Raw genomic sequence first — 19,776 nt, 5'->3', positions numbered from 1 at the left:
CCACAAACCCCTGTGGGAGATCCTATGTTGCCCAGCAACTCTAAATTCTTAGGCTGACAGGTATTCGCTCTGATTTTTCATCAGAGCAAATGCCACTCGACAATGCCAGCGCCGCGACCCTCAGTGTAGTGCTGGATCTGTTTGACGATGCGCAGGGATTCCACCCGCCATTCGGTTTCCAGATTGCGTTTATCCGCGCGGCCTGCGCGGCTGTTGGCGTCCGGTTTCGCATCGGGGGCGTATTTACCACTGAGCACGCCACGCGCCAACGGGCTGTAAGGCACAACACCGAGGCCATAATTTTGCGCCGCCGTGATCTGCTCGGCTTCAGCCTGGCGATTGACGATGTTGTACAGCGGCTGACTGATCACCGGCCGGTCTACGCCCAGTTTATCCGCCACGCGAATCACTTCAGCGATACGCCAACCACGGTAGTTCGACAGCCACCCACGATTTCCTCGGAGCGACCATTGGTATAAACGTCAGCGATGTCGATGAAATTGATGCCCTGGTCCCAGGCCTTGTCGATGATCCGCAGGGAGTCTTCAGTGCTGGTCTGTTCACCAAACATCATGGTGCCCAGGGTGAGCGTGGAAACCTGCAGACCCGAATACCCCAGCGTGTGGTAGCTCATGAAGAAATCCCTTTACCAATGAGAAAGGCATAATCAAATACCAGAACAACTGCTGAGGCAAACGGAAAAGTTCACTGTATTTAATAGGGAAGGGGATTGCCCAATACTACGTTCCGGTGATCTTGACTCTCACGCCTACGTATTTACCCCGAAATTAGTCGCGTTCGATTATTACGCAGCTTGCCTGGTTAGTGAAATCCGGTTTTGTACCTTCGTTTTTGACCTTCATTATGCCAGGAACGACGACTTCTCCATCTTTGGTGTTCCAGATAGTTTCAAATTTAACCCAGTCTGAAAGTTGGGCGCCGCCAGTTGGCGCAGTGTCAGTGGGTTGTTTTATTGTCTTAAAGGTAAAACTCCAGTTATCTTTATGATCCGAGCACCAGCCATGGTCCATAATAGTAATAGTCAGCGCGGAATCTAGGTTTTTTAACATAACCAGGTCGTAGTCATCCGTGTAGCAACCTTTTAACCTGTTTAGCATGTGCCAGCCTGTGGTCGTAGGTAAGTGGCACCACTCTTCATCTACGGTTCCGCTAGCTTGAATTTCGCTTAAAATAACTTCTCCGTTGAAAGGCTCATTAGCAAAAGTGGCCTCGCTGGATAGCATGAGCGCAAATCCTGTGAACATCGCAGCCTTGAAAAGGTTAATAAAGTTCATACTTCCTCCTGTCATTAATCGAATGGCCTAAGTAGGGCCACGGAACAAACACTACCATGATTCCCTAAGCGCGAAACCTAGCACTTCTGTTAGGTATGCGGCCAAGGTACCTGTCAACATTGACAGTATCGGCTTTCGAAAAATGCGTGCTTAATTTACCCAGGCTTCAACTGGGCCGGCAGAGCGACAGTGCATTTTTTTGCAGTGCTCGACGTGATCCACGCTGCCAGACAGTCATGACTGAATACCCACTTGTTTTGGAGAATTCGATATGGCAGTTTCGGAGAGTCAACTTAAAGCGCAACAAGTGCGGGATAACTACAGGAAGCTTCGTGACCGATAGAGCGATACCTTTAGACAACTTGTCCTCGCGAGGTTGAACGTGAAACAGGGGTGCGGAGGGTACGTGGTTTCAGCGCTAATTATTGACCAACTGATCAACAACACATCGACTGTGTGCACATTCCCTTGCAGGAGCAAAGCTTGCTCGCGATGAGGTCAGTCCGTCCAACATCCATTCAGCCTGACACACCGCTATCGCGAGCAAGCCCAGCTTCTACGGTTATCTCAAACCGAACGCGATCCACGCCCCGAGACAAAATGGCTCACATCATTGAACCCCGGTGTCGATGCATGCCCCGGTGTCACCAGCGAATCAATGAATGCCTCATCCTCGGCCGTGATCCTCACCGCCTGCGCCTTGGTGTACGCATCCCATTGTGCTTCGGTACGCGGCCCGACAATGGCTGAGGTCACAGCGCCATTGTTCAGCACCCAGGCAATCGCGAACTCGACGATACCGACGCTGCGCTTTTGAGTGTAGTGCTGGATCTGCTGGGCGATGCGCAAGGATTCCACGCGCCATTCGGTTTCCAGAATGCGTTTATCCGCGCGGCCTGCGCGACTGTTGATATCCGGTTTTGAATCAGGTGCGTACTTGCCACTGAGCACCCCACGCGCCAAGGGACTGTAGGGCACGACGCCGAGGCCATAATTCTGCGCCGCCGTGATCTGCTCGGCCTCAGCCTGGCGATTGACGATGTTGTACAGCGGCTGACTGATCACCGGCCGGTCTACGCCCAGTTTATCCGCCACGCGAATCACTTCAGCGATACGCCAGCCACGGTAGTTCGATAGCCCCCAGTAGCGAATTTTGCCCTGGCGAATCAGATCACCAATGGCCGATACCGTGACCTCCAGCGGCGTGTTGTGGTCTTCGCGGTGCAGGTAATAGATGTCCACATAATCGGTACCAAGGCGCGTCAGACTGGCATCGATGCCAATGAAGATATGCTTGCGGCTGAGGCCGCTGCGGTTCGGCACACCGTCAACCGGGCCGAAGCCAACCTTGGTCGCCAATACCCATTCGTGGCGATTGCCAGCAATGGCTTCACCCACGATTTCCTCGGAGCGACCGTTGGTATAAACGTCAGCGGTGTCGATGAAATTGATGCCTTGGTCCCAGGCCTTGTCGATGATCCGCAGGGAATCCTCGGTGCTGGTCTGTTCGCCAAACATCATCGTGCCCAAAGTCAGGGTCGACACTTGTAAACCCGAATGACCCAGTGTGCGGTAACTCATGAAGAAGTCCTTTTACCATTGGGGAAGGCTCAATCAAATACCAGACCAGCTGCAAGGATCAAACTTAAATATCGAATCCTCCAGACCCGCATTGCAGGAGCGGGGAGGGCGGCGATCCGACTCGCGGGCGTGAAATTTCACCGCCCCTGACGCGAAAAAATGTGGGGCTACCTGTCAACTTTGACAGTTACGCCGCTGAAAAAAAAAGAGCTTACTTCACCCAAGCGCAGAACGACGGGATGTACTTGGGTAGTGCCCGGCAGTAATTCGGTCTGCTTTTCCGGCCCAAATGCGATGGCAAGTCCATGGCGCCAGATTATGAATACGGAGAGCGACACTATGGCTGGTCCAGAAAAAAAAGAGCAACGTCTTGCGGCTGGCGAGTCCTCGTCCGGTGGGGCCCAGCCGCTAGTGGTTCAGGATCCGGACGTCAAGCATATCGTGATCAACGGTGATGCTAACGGGCTGATACGTCGGGAAAAGCTCAAGACCGATCAAACAGTCACGATCACCACATGGGGCGGGACTCTGCCGGGAACCGGTGATGGTACTGATTATTTTCGCCTTGAGCGTGCGCGTGGGGGCAGTGAAGAGTGGACATTGATCGACGAGCTCGAATTTGAAGGGGGGGATATCTGGATTCCTCTGGTTTTTACTATCACCAAAGAATTCTTTCTGGACCCGGAAAACGAAGGCCCCTTTGACCTTAGATATGAGCATATAAGCCATCAAGGACCTACTGACCATTCCAACCGTGTTCGTATTTTTATCGACAAAATCCCTCCGAATGGCACGACATCTCCGAGCAAAATGATTTTTACCATCACGCCACCGATCAAAGATTCGACGTTTGGGGCGGATGACTTCCTCGAAGCCACAATTCCCGATTGGACCGGCGATCCAATCGGCACTCATATCGCCTTCGGCTGGATAAAAGGAGAGCTGCCCGAGAAACCCGAGGACATCGATATGATCGGTCCGCTACCTATTCTCGGCGGCGGCAAGGTACAAATCCCCAAGGCCAAGTTCCTTGCGGCGGGGGACGGCAACTGTTGCGCCGGCTATGTCCTGATTGACAAGGCGGGGAACGAAAGCAAGCTGTCTGAGTACGAGCTCATGTCAGTGGCGCTCGGTCCGTTGCCGCTCACGCCACTGCCCAAGCCTACGGTGACGGATGCTACCGGTGGTGAACTCCTTCGTGAGGACATTATCAATGGCGGTGTAATCGTCCATATAGACAAAGTCACCAACGGCAAAGCGAACGACAGCATCATCGTCAAATGGAAAGACCTGGAACTCAAGCCCGGCACGCCTGTAGGGCCTAATCCAACGACCGGATTCGATATCTTCGTGCCGTGGAATATGATCAAGCAAGCGTACGGCGATTCGAAAGGCGTTATTGATATTCCTGTGAGTTACACGGTACTGCGCGGTGTCGAGCCTTTTGGTTCTGCAGTTGAAACCGTCAAATGCAACCTGTCCAATGCCGGCCCTGATAACCCGGACCCGGAGCCTGGTAACCCCAATCTGAAAGAAGTGGCGGTTGTGGGTGAGTCCGCAGTAAAAAACGTGTTGATCAATTCCGATGAAGGCAAAGACGTATTTGCAGAAATCGAGCTTGTATTGCCGCTGGTAAATGATGATACATACCAGGTCATGTGGAACGGAAAACCGATCGGCCCTCCTTATGTTATCGATACCACCAACGACAAGGAAGAAGACGTTATCCGGATCCCGCTCGACTGGGACGTTATTCGCGGCGAAGGCCCCAGCGATGCCATGCCGATCTGGTATGTGCTGACCAACGCGGCCCACAGCAATCCGCAAGAACCGAAGCCCCGTTCAACGGTCGAGATCAAATTCCTGGTCTTGAAATTACCGACTGCCGAACCGTTGCACACGTTTCAACCTGACCGCTTCAACTGCAATTCGTTGCGCTGGAACGCAGGCCAGACCGAATACGGCTTTGAATACAGAATCCCGCCAAGTGCTCATTTGAAAGCGGGCGATGATGTCGAAGTGGTGTGGGAGGCTTATCAGAACTTTGCAGCGCCGGTACATCTGCCAGGGGCCAAGAAAACAGGAACATTTACCAATATCAGCGCAGAGCAGGCGCGAGACGGAATTGTCTGGCTCATCGAGCCTTACGACACCCATATCAAGCCTATCTATGTCAAAGATGTTTCGTTCGGCAAAGGCGATGTGACTTACACCATCAAGGACAAACCCGCTGCAGCAGCGCCTTCCAACACAAGGGTCGGGCTGTTACAGGGCGAGGGGAGTTGCGAAATACCTGCCAAGCCTTGAGCAAGTAAGCCCAGCAAAAGCACCGCCAGAAGAAACGGATGACCGCAGTCACCCGTTTCTTCTGGCGACGTATCTCATTGCTCAATAGTTCCTTCAGATAAGTCCTACATACCACGACGTTCACGATCTATAACCTGCGCGGCTTTCTGTTCACTTGCCAATGGGGTCTGTATGTCCACGGTTAACCTGTTCAAACTGCATCCGCTGTCCCGTACTTTGAAGCTACTGTCTATCGCGCCTTTGTTGCTGATCAGCGACCTGGGGTACGCAAGAGTTTTGAACCCTGGCCAGGTCTTGAACATTGACAGTAACACCGCCCCCGACAATTACGTATTGAACGGTGCGTCGACCCTGAATGCCAATGGTGGCGATACCCGTGATATCACCGTCAACAACTCGACTCTGAACCTTAATGGCACCACCGTTCAAGCCACCCGCGCCAATGGTGTGCATTTGAACGCCGGCAGGGCGAATATTGCCGGCGCTACCGTTTCAAGTGACCGGGTCGGTCTGGTGGTCAGTCGTGATCCGGCGGGGACTGAAGGATCTATTGCATCCGTCAGCAACAGTACGATCACCGGCGTAACCAACGGTGCCACGGTCAATGCCTTGAGCCACTTGACGCTGAACGAATCGACGCTCATCGGCACCGGGCCGAATGCTGGCGGCCTGCGCGTATTCGGTGGCACAGTCGAGGCCAATGGCAGCACGATCACCGGGAGCCGAAACGGGATCGATATCAACCCCGATAACGGACTCGACTCCGCCAGCTCGCTGGTCTTGAACAAGACCAAGGTCGAAGGCCTCAATGGCTCGGCAATTGTCGTGGATGCCGGCACTGCGGGGACGTCCCAGGCAAACATCGCCGTGCTCAACGGTTCTACGCTATCGTCCTCCAATGGCATACTGATGAACGTAGTCAGGGGCGCCGAAGCCAATTTACGGGTCGGCAGCAGCGCACTGGTCGGCGACATCGTCGCGGACGACGCCAGTATGGCCAATGTATTGCTCGAAGACTCGGCCACCCTGACCGGCCGTTTGCAGAACGTGCAGAACCTGGCTGTCAACAGCAATGCACGCTGGGTCATGATCGGTGACGGTTCGGTGCAAAATCTGGACATGAATGGCGGTGCCATCCAGTTCGGCAATCCGGGTGAGTACTTCAAGTTGAACGTGGGAACGCTGTCGGGTACCGGCGGCACGTTCTTCATCCACACCAATCTCCAGACCGGCCAGGTCGATACCCTGACCGTAGCCGGAAATGCCACCGGCAAACACACCGTAGAACTTGATGCCAGTGGTTCGGAACCTGTGGGCGCCGGCGCGATTCCTGTGGTCCACATCGGCAGTGGCGATGCGACGTTCAACCTCGCCGGTGGCGTCGTGAACCTGGGGGCGTACTCCTATGACCTGGTCAAGCTGAGCAACACCGATTGGTACCTCAATACCCTCACTCGCACCATCAGCCCGGGTACCCAATCGGTGATCGCGCTGTTCAATGCGGCACCGACTGCCTGGTATGGCGAACTCAGTACCTTGCGCAGCCGCATGGGTGAAGTGCGCATGGACCACGGCAAGGCCGGTGGCTGGATGCGTGCCTACGGCAACAAATTCAACGTCGATGCCAGTTCGGGTGTCGCTTACCAGCAAGTCCAGCAGGGTCTGTCGTTCGGTGCCGATGCGCCGTTGCCGATGGGTGACGGGCAGTGGCTGGTGGGTGTGCTGGGTGGTTACAGCAAGTCCGACCTGGATTTGAGTCGTGGCACCAGTGGCACTATCGATAGCTACTACCTGGGCGCCTACACCACTTGGCTGGATGAGCCGAGCGGCTACTACTTCGATGGCGTGCTCAAGTTCAACCGTTTCCAGAATGAGTCCGATGTGCACCTTAGCGATGGCAAGAAAACCAAGGGCAATTACGACAGTCATGGTATCGGTGGGTCCCTGGAGTTTGGTCGGCATATCAAACTGGCTGACGACTATTTCGTTGAACCCTTCACCCAATTGTCTGGTGTGATTATCCAGGGCAAGGATTACGACCTGGATAACGGTTTGTCCGCCGAAGGCGATCGCACCCATTCGTTGCTCGCCAAGGCAGGGGCAACTGCCGGGCGCAACTTCAAGTGGGATGACAAGACGGTTCAGCCCTACCTTCGCGCCGCCTTTGTGCACGAGTTCGCCAACAATAACGAAGTGAAAGTCAATGACCACTCGTTCAACAACGACCTATCGGGTTCTCGTGGCGAGTTGGGTGCTGGTGTAGCCGTGTCGCTGAGCGACAAGGTGTCGATTCATGCCGATTTCGATTACAGCAACGGCAACAAAATCGAACAACCGTGGGGAGCCAACGTGGGCGTGCGTTATCTTTGGTAAGCGCTCAGGGCCACGAGGCGAACGGCACTGGGCGCTAGCCCGGTACCTTCCCGTCACGGTGTTGACTGTTCATCGGGATTTGCGGATGCCCGGACTCCCGTCTGGGTGTGTCCGACTTTCAGCAAGGAGAACTCGAAATGTCAGCATCCGAATTCATGCATCAAATCGACCCAACGATGACCCCTCCGTGGACACGACCCGCTCCGCTGCCCGATGTACCGGGCGGGGAAACCAATCTGCTGCCCCGCAATGCCTGGGCAGATCCGGGCAATCCGCTGCGGGTTGAGTTCAAACCCTGGTATGACACGCCGCCTTCAGATGACGGGACCGAGCGGGTCGACGTTTTCCTGGATGACAATGAAACCGATATAATCGGCACCCGGACATGGCCTCTGCCCATGGACCCCGCCGACTATTTCATCGAGATAGCCGCCGGCAAGCTGCCTCAGGGCGAGCATCAGATCAGTTTCATCATGGAGAATTTCCAAGGGGTGTCAGCGCGGTCCCATCCCTTTACCGTCACCATCGACAAACAAGCGCCACTGCTCAACGCTTCTAGCGAATTGATATTCCCTGCTGAAGTCAGACCTCCCAACAGTATCGATATCGACTACCTCGCCCGCCCGGAAAATAATGACCAGGTAATCGCCACTGTTCCCGCCTACACCACCGCCGCGCCGGGCGACGTGGTGATCGCAACCTGGAAAAACCCCGCCAATAGCGCGTCGCAAGAACTGCGGAGCCAGCCGCTCACTCACCTGAATTATAACGACCCCGTTAAATTGACGTTCACTGGCGAATTCATTCGCGCGATGGGCGATGGACCGCGCGTGGTCTTTTATCGTGTTGAGGATCGTGCCTCGAACCCCAGTGCCGAATCTACACCCGTCGACCTGGACGTGGCCGCAATCCGGCCACCCCGTTTTGCACCAAACCCATGGGTCCTGGAAATAGAGGACGATCCCTCAGACTGGGGACCGCTCGATCCGTTAAACGCATTGAACGGGGTGACGGTGCGTATACCCGATAAGGCTGTTTACTTTAGAGACGACAGGGTAGAGGTGCAGTTTGGTGAGCCAGGTACGGCCGGTGAAATTACGGTGCCGGTACCTTGGGGAACAAAAGAGGTAAAAATTCCCCCGGAGAATGTGGCGGCCTATTTCAAGAAAAGCATGCTGGTTAACTACATTATCTATCCACCGGAGGGTTCCAACAAACCGTCCGACTTCCTGGAAGTGGCGGTGCGTGAATTTCCCCCCGCTCGATTTTCGCCCCCGCAACTGGTCTCACCTCACAGCGATCCGGTATTCAAGTCAGCCATTTCTGATTCGGGTCTGCCGGCTCATCAGCGAACGTGGAATTTCATCAGCACGCGCAGCTTGATCACCATCACTGTCAGCGGGCGTGACCAAGGCAATGTAACTAGATCAAGAACGGTTCTGAATAAAGAACCTGTCACCCTCGCGCAAATGACGGGCGGTGTACCGGCGACGCTGCCAAAGGACTTCATGATGAGTCTCAAGTCAGACGAGCGCTTCAAGGTGTTGACGCAAGTCAGTTTCGACGACGGCGAGAGCTGGTTTCCGTTTCCCGAGTTGACGCCAATGTTGCGCTCATGATTTTGAGGGCCTCGTGTCACGATCAAGCCCCTTTGTACAGGGGCTTTGCGCCTACTGGTAGGTGAGGGTGAAGCCCAATGAGCCTTCTGCTACACCCGCGCCAATCTGAGTACTGTCGTGAGTTTGAAAAAACGAGGCTTTGAACTCGAGTACCTTATCGACACCGTTTTCGATAAAGCCAAACGGAACATCGGTGCCCAAGGGCACCGGTGCTCCGGTGTCTGCACGCAGTACTTGTATTCCCACTCCTTTGGCTGTCGAGCCCGTCCCCAGAGTGAACACGCCATTGCTGCCATCCCCGACTGGTAAAGAACCGTTTGCCCCGTCAAGGCGAATGTGCGCAACCGCCTTGTTTACATCCCCAGGGTCCGATTCGCAGTTGGTCAGGGTGATCGTGAAAGCAGTTGGGGCAGTGGTGTAGCCAATGTGGGTGAAGTCAGAGGTGTTCCATGTGCCTAGCGGGACCGGGTCAACGCTGACGGGTTTGGCGCCCACGGTGCATTGAGACTGCATGACCGTGCCGCTGATCCCGTAGCTGAAGCCCTTCCCGATGCCTGTAAAAAACCCATCGAACAGCTGCTGGTTCAGAGCGTGTGAGCCGGGTGGAATGGCCCCGGTTTTTACCAGCGTTACGTAGCTCCTCAAGTTACTAAACGCAATGGCAGCAGTAGGCAGGTGCGTGTTTTCGGCTTCAAAGGGCACGATCGGCAACCCACCTATGGGTGTGAACGAGTTGGTGGCTACCCCATCGAATGGTCGCTCCAGTCTGATGCGTGCGCCAACACCCGGAATGTTGGTCATGAAAATATTTCCTCTGGGGTCTGCGCCACCGAGGGGCTCATTGATGCGATGGCTGGGAGGGGCAGTCGCAATGGCGCTGAATCTTAGCGTTGTGCTGCCATCATTAGTACAGGAGATGCTTGCGCCGCTAGGGTTGGGCGCTATGACAAATGTGTCGATGGTGCCGATAACGCTGCCGATGCGCGCGTCTCGCGGAACGTAAACGTTGGCGACATTAGCGACGTAGTTGATCGGCCCGGGTGTCGCGGTGGCCCATGAGCACGTGTTCGCCTCGGCAGGCTGAATAAACTGATAGCCGGCAACCAGCCCCAGTACGCACATCCACGGTCGTGTAGATGATTTCATAACTGTTTTCCTTCAATGAGCGAGGCGCTGGACATCAAGCCCGGCGCCTTTTTGAATGAGTACGTCTCAATGGCAAGCCAGGGTCTGCAATCGGTAGCCTTGAGCCTGTTCCATGCCTTGCGGGTCGACTTCCAAGCGGCATTGTTGTTCGCTCTGATCACCCCAGCGAACCTCGAGGCTTTGTGGTTGGTCATGGGTACTGAGCATGACCTGGCCAGCCTGGCCGACGATGCCAAGCACTGCTTTGTCAGCGTCCACAACTTGTGCGCCGAAGGGCAGCGGTTGGCCGTTGAAGGACGCGGTGATGACCAGGCGATTCACTGCGTGAGCCGCGAACGTGCTCTTGACCACAGCGCCACGGCGAGGCACGACCTGGGCAGTGCCATTGTCGATTTCGACTTCGGGGCCCAATTGATCGGTGTCCAGTTCTATTTGATTGACGCGATAGGGGCGCAGGTATGGCGCCAATGCATAGCCGTCTTCACTGGTGCGCACGCCCGGTGCGTTGTTGATGCCGACGTTCTTGACACCCGGCACATGGATCAGGCCCGCCGTTTCGCCCATATAAGGGCCAAATTCGATACCGTCGCCGTGCAACAACGCTGCACCGCTGGCATTGATGGACAGGTTCCGGTACTCGGTGCCTTGATTCAGACCCGCGCCGAAGCTTCCGACCGGCGTCTGGTAGCCCAGGGACAGTTCGGCTGAGCGTTGCAGGCCATCTTCATTGGCCACGGCAGCTCGATAACTGAGGCGGCTTTGATCGAGGTTGCCGCTCACGCTGGCGCGCTGGCTGAAGGAATCGCCATTCTTTTGCAGGTCGAACGTGGCGGAGGCGCTATGCCCAAAGTCCAGCGGCAGGGAAACGCTGAGCCCCACCTGACGGTCGCTGTAGTCTTGTTTATCACTTAGCGACTGGCTGGCGAACAGGGAGTAGGTGACACGCTGATACTGTGTATTGAAGCTGAATTGAAACTGGCGACGCTGATAGTCGGTGCGCCAGAAGTCTTCTTGCGAGAGTGTCAGGTTCACCGAGCTACGGGTGCCGATGTTCTGATAGACCGCAGCTTCCATGCGGCTGCGACGGCTGCCCCTATAACTGGAATCCTGACTGCGCTGGCGCACCGCTTCATCGAAGTCCCGATACCCTTCTGTGGAGTAGCGATATCCAGCGAATCGCAGGCTGGTGCGAGTGGGAAAGGTCTTGCCGTATTTGATCGCGTAACTCATCCCCTGTACCGAGGCTACATCTGCGGAATCGATGTCCGCAGCGGAGCGGGTGACGTCCAGCGCCAGTGCACCGATCGCCCCCAGGTCCTGGGCCAGGCCGACGTTGGTTGCCCGGTAGTATTCACCCGCCAGCAACCCTCCATAAACGGTCTTGCCGCCGCCAAGGCCCATCGCGATTGTGCCTTGCCACAGTAACGGATCATCGATGTGACTGGCCGCGTTGTAACGACCGACTGCGGCGTTGTAACGCCAGGTGCCTTCGCGCAGCAGGTTGCCCAGAGAGGCGTAAGGCTGGATGAATCGCCGGACCTGTCCATCGGCTTCCGTCAGCACAATTTCCAGTTCGCCGCTGCCGCCGCCAGTGCTCAAATCATCGATTTCGTAAGGGCCTGCACTGACGTAGGTGGAATAGATCGGGTAGCCATTCTGCCTGACTTCCAATCGGGCACGGGTCAGCGCAACGCCGCGAATGATCGGGGCATAACCTTGCAGGACGTCTGGCAGCATGGCGGTATCGGTGGCAATCAATGCCCCTGTGATCGGCAGACTTTTAAACACATCACCACCGGTGAACGCTTCGCCCAGGGTCAGGTTGGCATTCATGCCGGGCAAGTCCCGCTGTGCATAGGTGTAGGCCCGGGACCATTGGCGATCACCGTGACTGCCCTGAGTGCCCGTCTGGTTGGTTCGAAAGCGCCAGGCACCCAGATTGACGCCGGCGTTCAGGTACACATCCTGGCTGTTGTTATTGCCGCCGTAGCGGCTGGAGCCTTGCTGCGCCGACACCTGATAGTTGACGAAGGCAGCGTTAATGCCTTCATCCCAGCGCTCGGGGTCAACATGGCCGATCACGTCACGGCGCATGGCGATTTGTGGAATGGAAATGCCCAATTGCAACCGGCCACCGTCAAAATCGGTGCGGGCACCGGGAATCAGCGCCGTCACGTCAACGCAGCCCGCTTCGAGCAGTTCGGGATCGGCCACCGCATCGAGGCGAACGCCGAATCGGGCGAGCAAATCTGCACTCAGGCAGGGCGACAGTGATGCCGTGCCCGCCTGCGTGAATTCGATGTCATGCAGCCCTTGGTATTCCTGATTGACCCGAACCTCGACGCGATAGCGCCCCGGCCCCACGTCCTGGGCGTTCGCCAGCACTTGCAGCGCCAAGTACCCGGCGTCTGCTGGCTGTCCAGCGCCCTGATGCATGAAGCCAGACTGAAACGCCATGGGCGATTCGGCCCATGCGGGTTTGATCTCCAGAAGCGCTGCGCCGCTGCCGATGAAAATAACGTGGGCTAGGCGCAGGCGCGCAGGCACGCACCATCGACCTGGGGAGGGGATCATGATTATTGTCCTGGCAGTTGTTCGATGGGTATCAGCGGCCGGCTTGAATCGGCAGGGAGATCAATGGGGTCGTGCCGCCGTAATCGTTGAGGGTAGAAAACGACACCTGCATGCCGGGACCAGGTTTGACGTTGCCCAGGTCATATGCTTGACGATTCAGTGGTGCGGCCATCTCCGTGGGATCCACACGGTGGGACTGTCCATTCACCGTCACTTCGAGACGATTGAAGGTGTAGTGGAAGGGTGTCGGATTGTTCACGACCAGCTGGGATTTGCCACCGAGGGTCTCAAGCGACCATTGCAGGTCCTTGATACGCACATTGGGTGTGTCCTTGATCTGACTGGGGCGGTAGAAAAACTTGATGCGCGTACGGATGGCAATGTTCAGCACATTGCTTTGTTCGCTACTGGCCTGGGGGATTTCCTGGGCGTTGAAGTAAAAGAGCGACTCGCGATCGGTCGGCAGGGAATTGGGCAGCGCGTTGATTTGCAATTGCTGCTCCTTGCCTGGATTGACCCGAAACAGCGGAGGCGAGGTCATGAAGGGCACGGCCGTCGTCGTATCGTCGGCGCTGGTGTTGACCCAGGTTTGCACGGCGTAGGGTTTATCGCTGGGGTTGGCGACGATCAGTGAGACGCTACGTTTTTCACTGTCAAAGACGACTCGCGTGCTGCTGAGGGTCAATGCGGCGTAACTCAAAGGCGCATGAACGGCCAACAGCAGCGCAGTGATGGCGCAAGAGAGTGCCGCTCTGTCGCGGCAGAGTGATTTAATCGATCCGAACATGGGATACCTATGAACGATGCGCACGCTTGCGCGAGGTCGTTTGCGTCCCTGAGCGCAGAGAGGGCTTTGCGCTCAGGGACACGCAGTTACGGCAGGGTAACGACGAAGTTAACGTTGGCGATGACTGGGCCTTGTGCGACATTCACACTGGTGGAGCGATATTTAGCGTTGAAAATCATTCGGGTTTCGCCTGTGGCGTTTAGCGGGTAATCCTTGGACTGAGTACCGCTATCAACGTGCTTGCCGTCGTTGTCGTTGATCGCAAGTGCGACGCCTGTAGCTCCGCCGGTTTGAATGGCGTAGTACTTGCCACCGGTACCGGCGTTACCATGCGTGCTGTCAAATCGAACCTTGGCCATGTCGCCGATCGTGATGGCGCAAGCAGCACCATCCTTGATGCGCAGTGCAAATTCGCGCCCGCCCACTTCTTTATCGGTAGCACCGCCAAAGTCAATGACCGAGACGCTGCCCAGATTGATCGGGCCCGGAGCACCTGTGCCTGGATCGATAGGTTCGATAGGGCAAGTATTAGCGTTGATGTTCCCGGTGAAGTTGATTTGGCCGGTGCTGTCAGCAGCGAAAGCGGCAGTGCCCACCAGGGTAGTAGCCAGACCCAGGGTCAGTGCCAGTAAAGACTTCTTCATTTAGCAATCCTTGTTTTATAACCGGTGCAGTGAAATCGAGACAGCACCGGTTTCGCCCGCTGAAGCGCGGGCAGTGATTAAGTGATGAGGGTGAGCGTTGTCTCGGGGGCGAGTTTATGGAGGGAGAAGGGCGGGGGATATGAGAGAACTCTCAAACGAAGGAGTAAGAAGTAAGAAGTAAGAAGTAAGAATTAAGCAATATGAAGGGTTTACAATAACGCCAGGCAACATGCTTGATGATGTCTGGCGCTTTGAACCACTTAAGTTTTTCTAGAGTGCAGGAGGTTTGGGCGGTCGATACCATCCGTCATGAATGTAACCATAAAATCTTATAGTCGATCTTCCAGTAAATCCTTGTAGTCGACCTGTTTGTCTTAACTGGCCATCAAATCGCGGCGTGTGCGTAGTCGATGTCGACGTGTGGGTTTCTCCTCCGATAAAAGCGGGAGCCTCGATTGTTTTTGTAAACGTTGTCGGTGTCGTTGTCGTTACGTCTCCAGCGGATTGATAAGCGAAAGACATGGCCTCATTTGATGCTTTAGATAAAGGAGAAGTCGCCGAGTCAATAGCAAATGCTTCTGCGTCAGAAGCGTTAGCGCTCGAATTGGCGAGTCGAGTGGCTGTAACCCCTGAGGGTGCACCTGTTTCTGCCGCTGCCGCGCTACTTGTTTTCGATATCGCTGCGCCTTCAACATACTGAGCAAATTTCAACAATTGAACTTGAGGCATTGGTGGTTTAAATGTTTTTAGTGACGGCAAAGCAATGAAGGAGATGCCATACCCTGCGTAAGACATCACCTCAGATGTGAGCGGGTCTCTCATAAACGTCGTGGAGGCTTCGAGCAGTGTACCAAAGAGAAAGAACGCCCCATTTGCAGCCCAGACAGATCCAGTGCTGAAGGCTGCGCCCGTTCCTACCGCTGTTGAAACCGTTGCTGCCGTCGTCTGGGCGCCGAACATTGCACCGACTTGCAGCACCAAGGTGCCTGTGGCAGAGGCGGTCGAAACTTTTAATGCGGCCGCTAACGGTCCAGGGTTAACCGTAACAATCGATAGCAGAACCCCGACCAGTATGGCGCCCACTGTAAGCCCGACCCCCAAATAAACGTTATTAATTGCACGGCCGGCGGCTGCATGCCCCGTCGGATCACTAAAGGCAATCGGGTTGCCCGCGCAGTACATATAAGCGTTAATTCCACCAGCGCCAAATGGGCTCATAGAGTCCGGACTGTGAAAGCGCATGAGGCCGGGGTTATAGGCTCTATAACCTCGACCGAGCAGGTACCAGCCACTGGCCGGGTCGCGCACTTCACCGTTGAAAGCCAGCAGGCTTTCTAGCCTGTTGTCACTGCTAAGCTCGCCGTAAGGGGTATATACCGCCGTGCGCAATTCAGTGTCCTGACTTTCGGCGATAATCGAGTTTTTGGCATCGGTCAGTAGTAGCAAGGTTTTCGAATCGTCCCCCGGCACTTGTTGACCAAGTGCTTGCCCCCGAGCGTGGAGCAATTGGGTGTGTTGGCCTTGATGCATCGTATCGCTTAGTTGATTGCCTTCATAAAAGCGTAACGTTTCAACATCGCCCTCCCGCTTGACCGCCAACAGATGATTATGCCCGTCATAACGGTAGGAACTGACGGGCTGACCTTGCGCGGTTGCAACTCCTAAAAGGCGACTTTGACTGTCGTATTGCAACTGTTGACCCAATTCATCATGAGTCAAGTTGCCGTCCGCGTCATAACTGAATTCGGTTTGGAGACTCTGATAGGCAGGGTGACTATGGATAGCGCTCACCAGTTGGCAAGGGTCGTCCATTGCAAATCCGAATTCGACAGTGTCCTGGCTACCATCATTGAAGTCGGTTTGACTGTAAATGATGTTGTCCAGCGAATCGAACTCGAAATACTGCTTGACGATGGCATTGCCAAAGCGATCCTTTGGCAAGTCATCGCCTGAGCACTCGTAGATTTCCATCCGGCCGCGCAGGTCGTATTGGAAGGTTTCCAGCAATGCGGTTTTGCCGTCCACACTCAGATGCCGGGTCTGCAGGTTTCCATCGGCCAGATAAGTCAGATCGATACTCCGTTCCGCCTGTAACTTTTTCCCGGATGAGTTACGCAAAGTCAGCGTACGGTTTTTTTCTCGGCCAAGATCATCGAAGGACAGAGTCGTAACGAGCGCGTTACCCGTGCCCAGGTCTGAGGTCTTGGTGCGATAGAGGCGGCCAAGCGGGTCGTATTCAAATTCGCTCTCAAGCTGACGTTGGGTGACTTTAGTCAGCCGTCCGGTTCCGACGCCAGTGGCCGGGTTAACATCATATTCTGCGTGGGTGGTCTGTTCACCGACATCCGTTCGCGTCAGTTGCCGGCCTTTCAACGAACTGGTGTAGCGAGTGACCCATGGTTTTGGTGTGCCAGGTTCAGTCCAGGTCTCGACACTCAAATGGCCAGCACCGTTATAGGTGAAGTCATAGGTACCCTGGTCATTGCTTGATTTTTCGAGGTTGCCATTGAGCAGGTCATAGTTGAACGAAGCGTTATCGTCTTCCGCCTCGACGGCGGTGGGTTTGCTGGTCAGACCAGGTTTATATTTATATTTGATCGTTTTACCCGCAGCAGTTATTCGTTGATGCGGCTGAAGCCGGCCACCCTCATACTCCAGACGCTCTAACCGCGGACCGACGATAACGTGCGTCAATCGTTCCAAACCATCGAAGCGTTGCTCCCCCACGGTCACGGGTTCCAGTGCATTGTTGCCGGGTTTGACTGTTATGGCGGTCGGCAGCTCGGCACAGCTGTGTTCGGCGTACCGATGACCGACGACTGTCCTGTCAGGCAGAATGGTGCTGATCATTCGACCCTTGCTGTCATAGCTGTAGCGGGTGACTCGACCTAACGGGTCAATTTCCTCGGTAGTGTTGCCGTGCCCGTCGTACTTGTACTTGTGCAAGCTAACGCGTGTTTTTCCATCGAGTGCAAAGCGCTCGGTCTTGACTGGATTGTCGAAGCGATTTGTGAGGGTCACGGACTTGCCTATGCCCTCAACCCAGCTTTCAGTGACAAACGTGATTGGATTTTTTCGCGTGTAATTTGTCACGCCGTTGGGACCTGTGGCGCTGTCTTGCTGCCCCCAGTCGTCGTAAGTAAAGGTGCTGGTCAGACGCAGGTCGGTTTTGCCTAGCCAATCGACCTCGGTTTCACTTTGCAACTGACCCCATGCGTCGTAATTGGCTTCATAGATAACGCGAAATACTGGTGTACCGCCGTCGGCGTTATCGATGTCCTCAAGCTCTTCCTTGGTCGCACGGGCAAGCCCGTCAAACCATGTACGGGTTTTGACTTTTTTAACGTCCGTCAATTCCTGATAAGCGAGCTCGGTCACAGGCTCTTCGCCAGGACAAGCCGGGCAGACCAGATGGTATGTGAAGGTCCGGGTTGCAGGGAATCCACTCTCTGGTGCCTCGGTTTCGCTGAGAACCCGACCTAATGCGTCGTAGGTGTAACGTAGTTGTTCGTCCTTGTCGCTGACGAGCAACGATTCACCGGTTAGCAGTGAACGCTCCAGATTTACGGATTTGCTGACATCGTCGAAATCAGTCGTGAATGTTTCCTCGGTGTAGAGGACTGCTTCACCTGCAAAGGTCGCATACGTCGCTTTCTCGATGCTGTACTTGTAGTCGGTAAACAATGTTTTCTGCTTGTTACCGTTAACCAGCGTCATCGACTGACGTTGACGCTCCCCGTGCCTGAGGTGATCGTCAGGCTCATTGAAGTAACTATAGACACAGCGCTGAACCAGGGCTTCGGCTTCGTCCCCAACTTCCAGTACTTGTTCTTCAACCATTAATATCGACGGTGTGGTGGCTGTGCTGACAGGAGGGTGCGTCGCATAACGATATCGTGTACGCATTGTCGGCGCACCGGCCTGCAGATCGGGAATCAGCGTCAAGTCCGAGGCCGGAGTAACGGTCTTGGAACGCACGTTCCGTACGAAACCGTATAGGTCTGCCGGGCATTCTCCCGGTACTCCTTTAGCCGGAAAGTATGTGATCGTTTCAGCAGTACCATTCGATGCACGCTTAAAAGTCAGGTTGCCGTGAATATCGTACTCACTGAGCTCTTTGTCCCGGCGCCAGGTGCGTGGGTCGTCGGTAATCGACCAGACGTTTGAAACCTCTTTGGCTAACTGGCACTGAGGTATTTGCTGATCAAACGATAGCGAATCGTCTGCATAGTAAGTCGTTCTGACGGCTTTACGCAGGTTGCCTTGTGTCGTTGCCTCAATGGTTTGCAGGTGAAAACGGTTGAAAATTCGAGTGACGGTGCGTACTGCACTACCGCCTACGATCAAGCTCTCGGTAGTCTCGTAGGTATAGGCTTCAGTAACCTTGTAGAGGTTATCCAGCCCATCGTCCTTCCATTCGATACTGGAGTTATTACCCAGGAAGTTACTGCCATCGTTACTATAACTGTATTTCACCGCAATCGGAGGTTGACCACCTCCAGGATCAGTGATGTGGTCCGTTACTCGCGGCAGGTTTTTCTGTCCTTGATTGCCGGGGAACCCGTGTCCCGAATCGTTGTACTGGATGAGCTCATGCCCGCCAACGGGCGTCCAGACTTCCTTGATGCACAATTGTTCGCGTTCAAGTCCGTAGAGAAAACGCCATCCCGCCCCGTTAATGGTGGGCAACTCGACGCGCGTCAACCGATTACCTTCCAGGTGCAGGATAAAAGTGGCCAGTGGCACATTGTTGATCGGTCTGACATTGATTTTAACGAAACCACTCCCTTTGATGACTTCCAGAATCACGCCCGTGCTATCACTGATGGTACTGAGCATTCGACCGTCGTGACCGTTGCCATAGGCCAGTGTCACTGAATGACCTACTGGCGAAAACATTTTCACGGGCATGGCCACTTCCGGGCTGGAACCCATTCTTTTAAGGATCTCCACAAGACCAGACTTGTGTACAATTTTGTATTCGCCGAATTGACGGTGTTCATCGGACTCCGCAAGTTCGTAGAATTTGAAACTCTCGATTTTCTGTTCTTTCAATTTTTGGCGACTGGGGTCCGGATTTTTTTTATCGTCCCCGTAATCGCCCGTGACGGCGAAAGTTTCTCCTGAATTGACGGAGATTATCCGTTTATCCGTCAGATATTCAGACATTGCCAGGCCCCATCCCTCACCATACCCGTTGTCGACGGTGCTGAGCGGATTGAACGCAAGTGTTAATGGAACGACGGGGCCGCAGAGGTTGTTGGTTTTAACTTCCGGCAATGAAATTGAAACGGTGTATAAACCAGTGCGTGAATCAACACCTGATTGAACGAAACTCAAGAAGTTAAACGCGTTGGAGTGGACAGCGGTAGACGCGGCCATGGGCGATCCCCTCATAGGGTAATAGAATCAGTTAATGACGATAGGAGTTGACGCAAGAAGATCTGCTG

At 54.8% G+C, this 19,776-nt stretch carries 10 protein-coding genes and 1 pseudogene; 3 read left to right on the top strand and 8 right to left on the bottom strand.

The window, feature by feature from the left end; all coding sequences use genetic code 11:
* Positions 1-86: 86 nt before the first annotated feature.
* The 3 genes and pseudogenes from GBC55_RS06545 to GBC55_RS06535 all read right to left on the bottom strand — a co-directional run.
* Positions 87-634: pseudogene (locus tag GBC55_RS06545) on the bottom strand (aldo/keto reductase); the annotation flags it as partial.
* Between the two features lie 154 nt (positions 635-788).
* On the bottom strand, positions 789-1,295 hold the full coding sequence (locus GBC55_RS06540; RefSeq protein WP_162436483.1) for a hypothetical protein: 507 nt from the start codon (positions 1,293-1,295) through the stop codon (positions 789-791).
* 567 nt (positions 1,296-1,862) lie between these two features.
* Positions 1,863-2,876: an aldo/keto reductase gene (locus tag GBC55_RS06535; RefSeq protein ID WP_162436482.1), complete on the bottom strand. Its 1,014-nt coding sequence runs from the start codon at positions 2,874-2,876 to the stop codon at positions 1,863-1,865.
* Positions 2,877-3,215: 339 nt separating this feature from the next.
* Between GBC55_RS06535 and GBC55_RS06530 the strand changes: the two genes are divergently transcribed.
* From GBC55_RS06530 to GBC55_RS06520, 3 genes are all read left to right on the top strand, one after another.
* Positions 3,216-5,183, top strand: coding sequence for a hypothetical protein (locus GBC55_RS06530; protein WP_162436481.1), 1,968 nt, complete (start codon positions 3,216-3,218; stop codon positions 5,181-5,183).
* 171 nt (positions 5,184-5,354) lie between these two features.
* Positions 5,355-7,556, top strand: a complete 2,202-nt coding sequence (locus GBC55_RS06525; protein ID WP_162436480.1) for an autotransporter outer membrane beta-barrel domain-containing protein — start codon at positions 5,355-5,357, stop codon at positions 7,554-7,556.
* Positions 7,557-7,693: 137 nt separating this feature from the next.
* The gene (locus GBC55_RS06520; protein ID WP_162436479.1) at positions 7,694-9,175 is read left to right on the top strand and encodes a hypothetical protein; all 1,482 of its coding nucleotides are present in this window, start codon (positions 7,694-7,696) and stop codon (positions 9,173-9,175) included.
* A 51-nt stretch (positions 9,176-9,226) separates the two neighbouring features.
* Here GBC55_RS06520 and GBC55_RS06515 read toward each other — a convergent pair whose 3' ends face one another.
* The 5 genes from GBC55_RS06515 to GBC55_RS06495 form a co-directional block, all read right to left on the bottom strand.
* Positions 9,227-9,976: a fimbrial protein gene (locus tag GBC55_RS06515; protein WP_162436478.1), complete on the bottom strand. Its 750-nt coding sequence runs from the start codon at positions 9,974-9,976 to the stop codon at positions 9,227-9,229.
* A gap of 411 nt (positions 9,977-10,387) precedes the next feature.
* Entirely contained in the window at positions 10,388-12,895 is a 2,508-nt protein-coding gene (locus tag GBC55_RS06510) for a fimbria/pilus outer membrane usher protein (RefSeq protein WP_162436477.1), read from the bottom strand.
* Positions 12,896-12,926: 31 nt separating this feature from the next.
* Complete coding sequence (locus GBC55_RS06505) at positions 12,927-13,682, bottom strand: molecular chaperone (RefSeq protein WP_162436476.1); 756 nt, start codon at positions 13,680-13,682, stop codon at positions 12,927-12,929.
* Positions 13,683-13,768: 86 nt separating this feature from the next.
* Positions 13,769-14,326, bottom strand: coding sequence for a fimbrial protein (locus tag GBC55_RS06500; RefSeq protein WP_162436475.1), 558 nt, complete (start codon positions 14,324-14,326; stop codon positions 13,769-13,771).
* A gap of 270 nt (positions 14,327-14,596) precedes the next feature.
* On the bottom strand, positions 14,597-19,708 hold the full coding sequence (locus GBC55_RS06495) for an RHS repeat-associated core domain-containing protein (RefSeq protein ID WP_162436474.1): 5,112 nt from the start codon (positions 19,706-19,708) through the stop codon (positions 14,597-14,599).
* Between the last annotated feature and the right edge of the window lie 68 nt (positions 19,709-19,776).

Origin of the sequence: Pseudomonas sp. TNT3, from assembly GCF_010095445.2 — a bacterium.
Classification (GTDB): Bacteria; Pseudomonadota; Gammaproteobacteria; order Pseudomonadales; family Pseudomonadaceae; genus Aquipseudomonas.
Note: the sequence above shows the minus strand (reverse complement) of the source record. Positions and strands in the feature narration are given on the sequence as shown.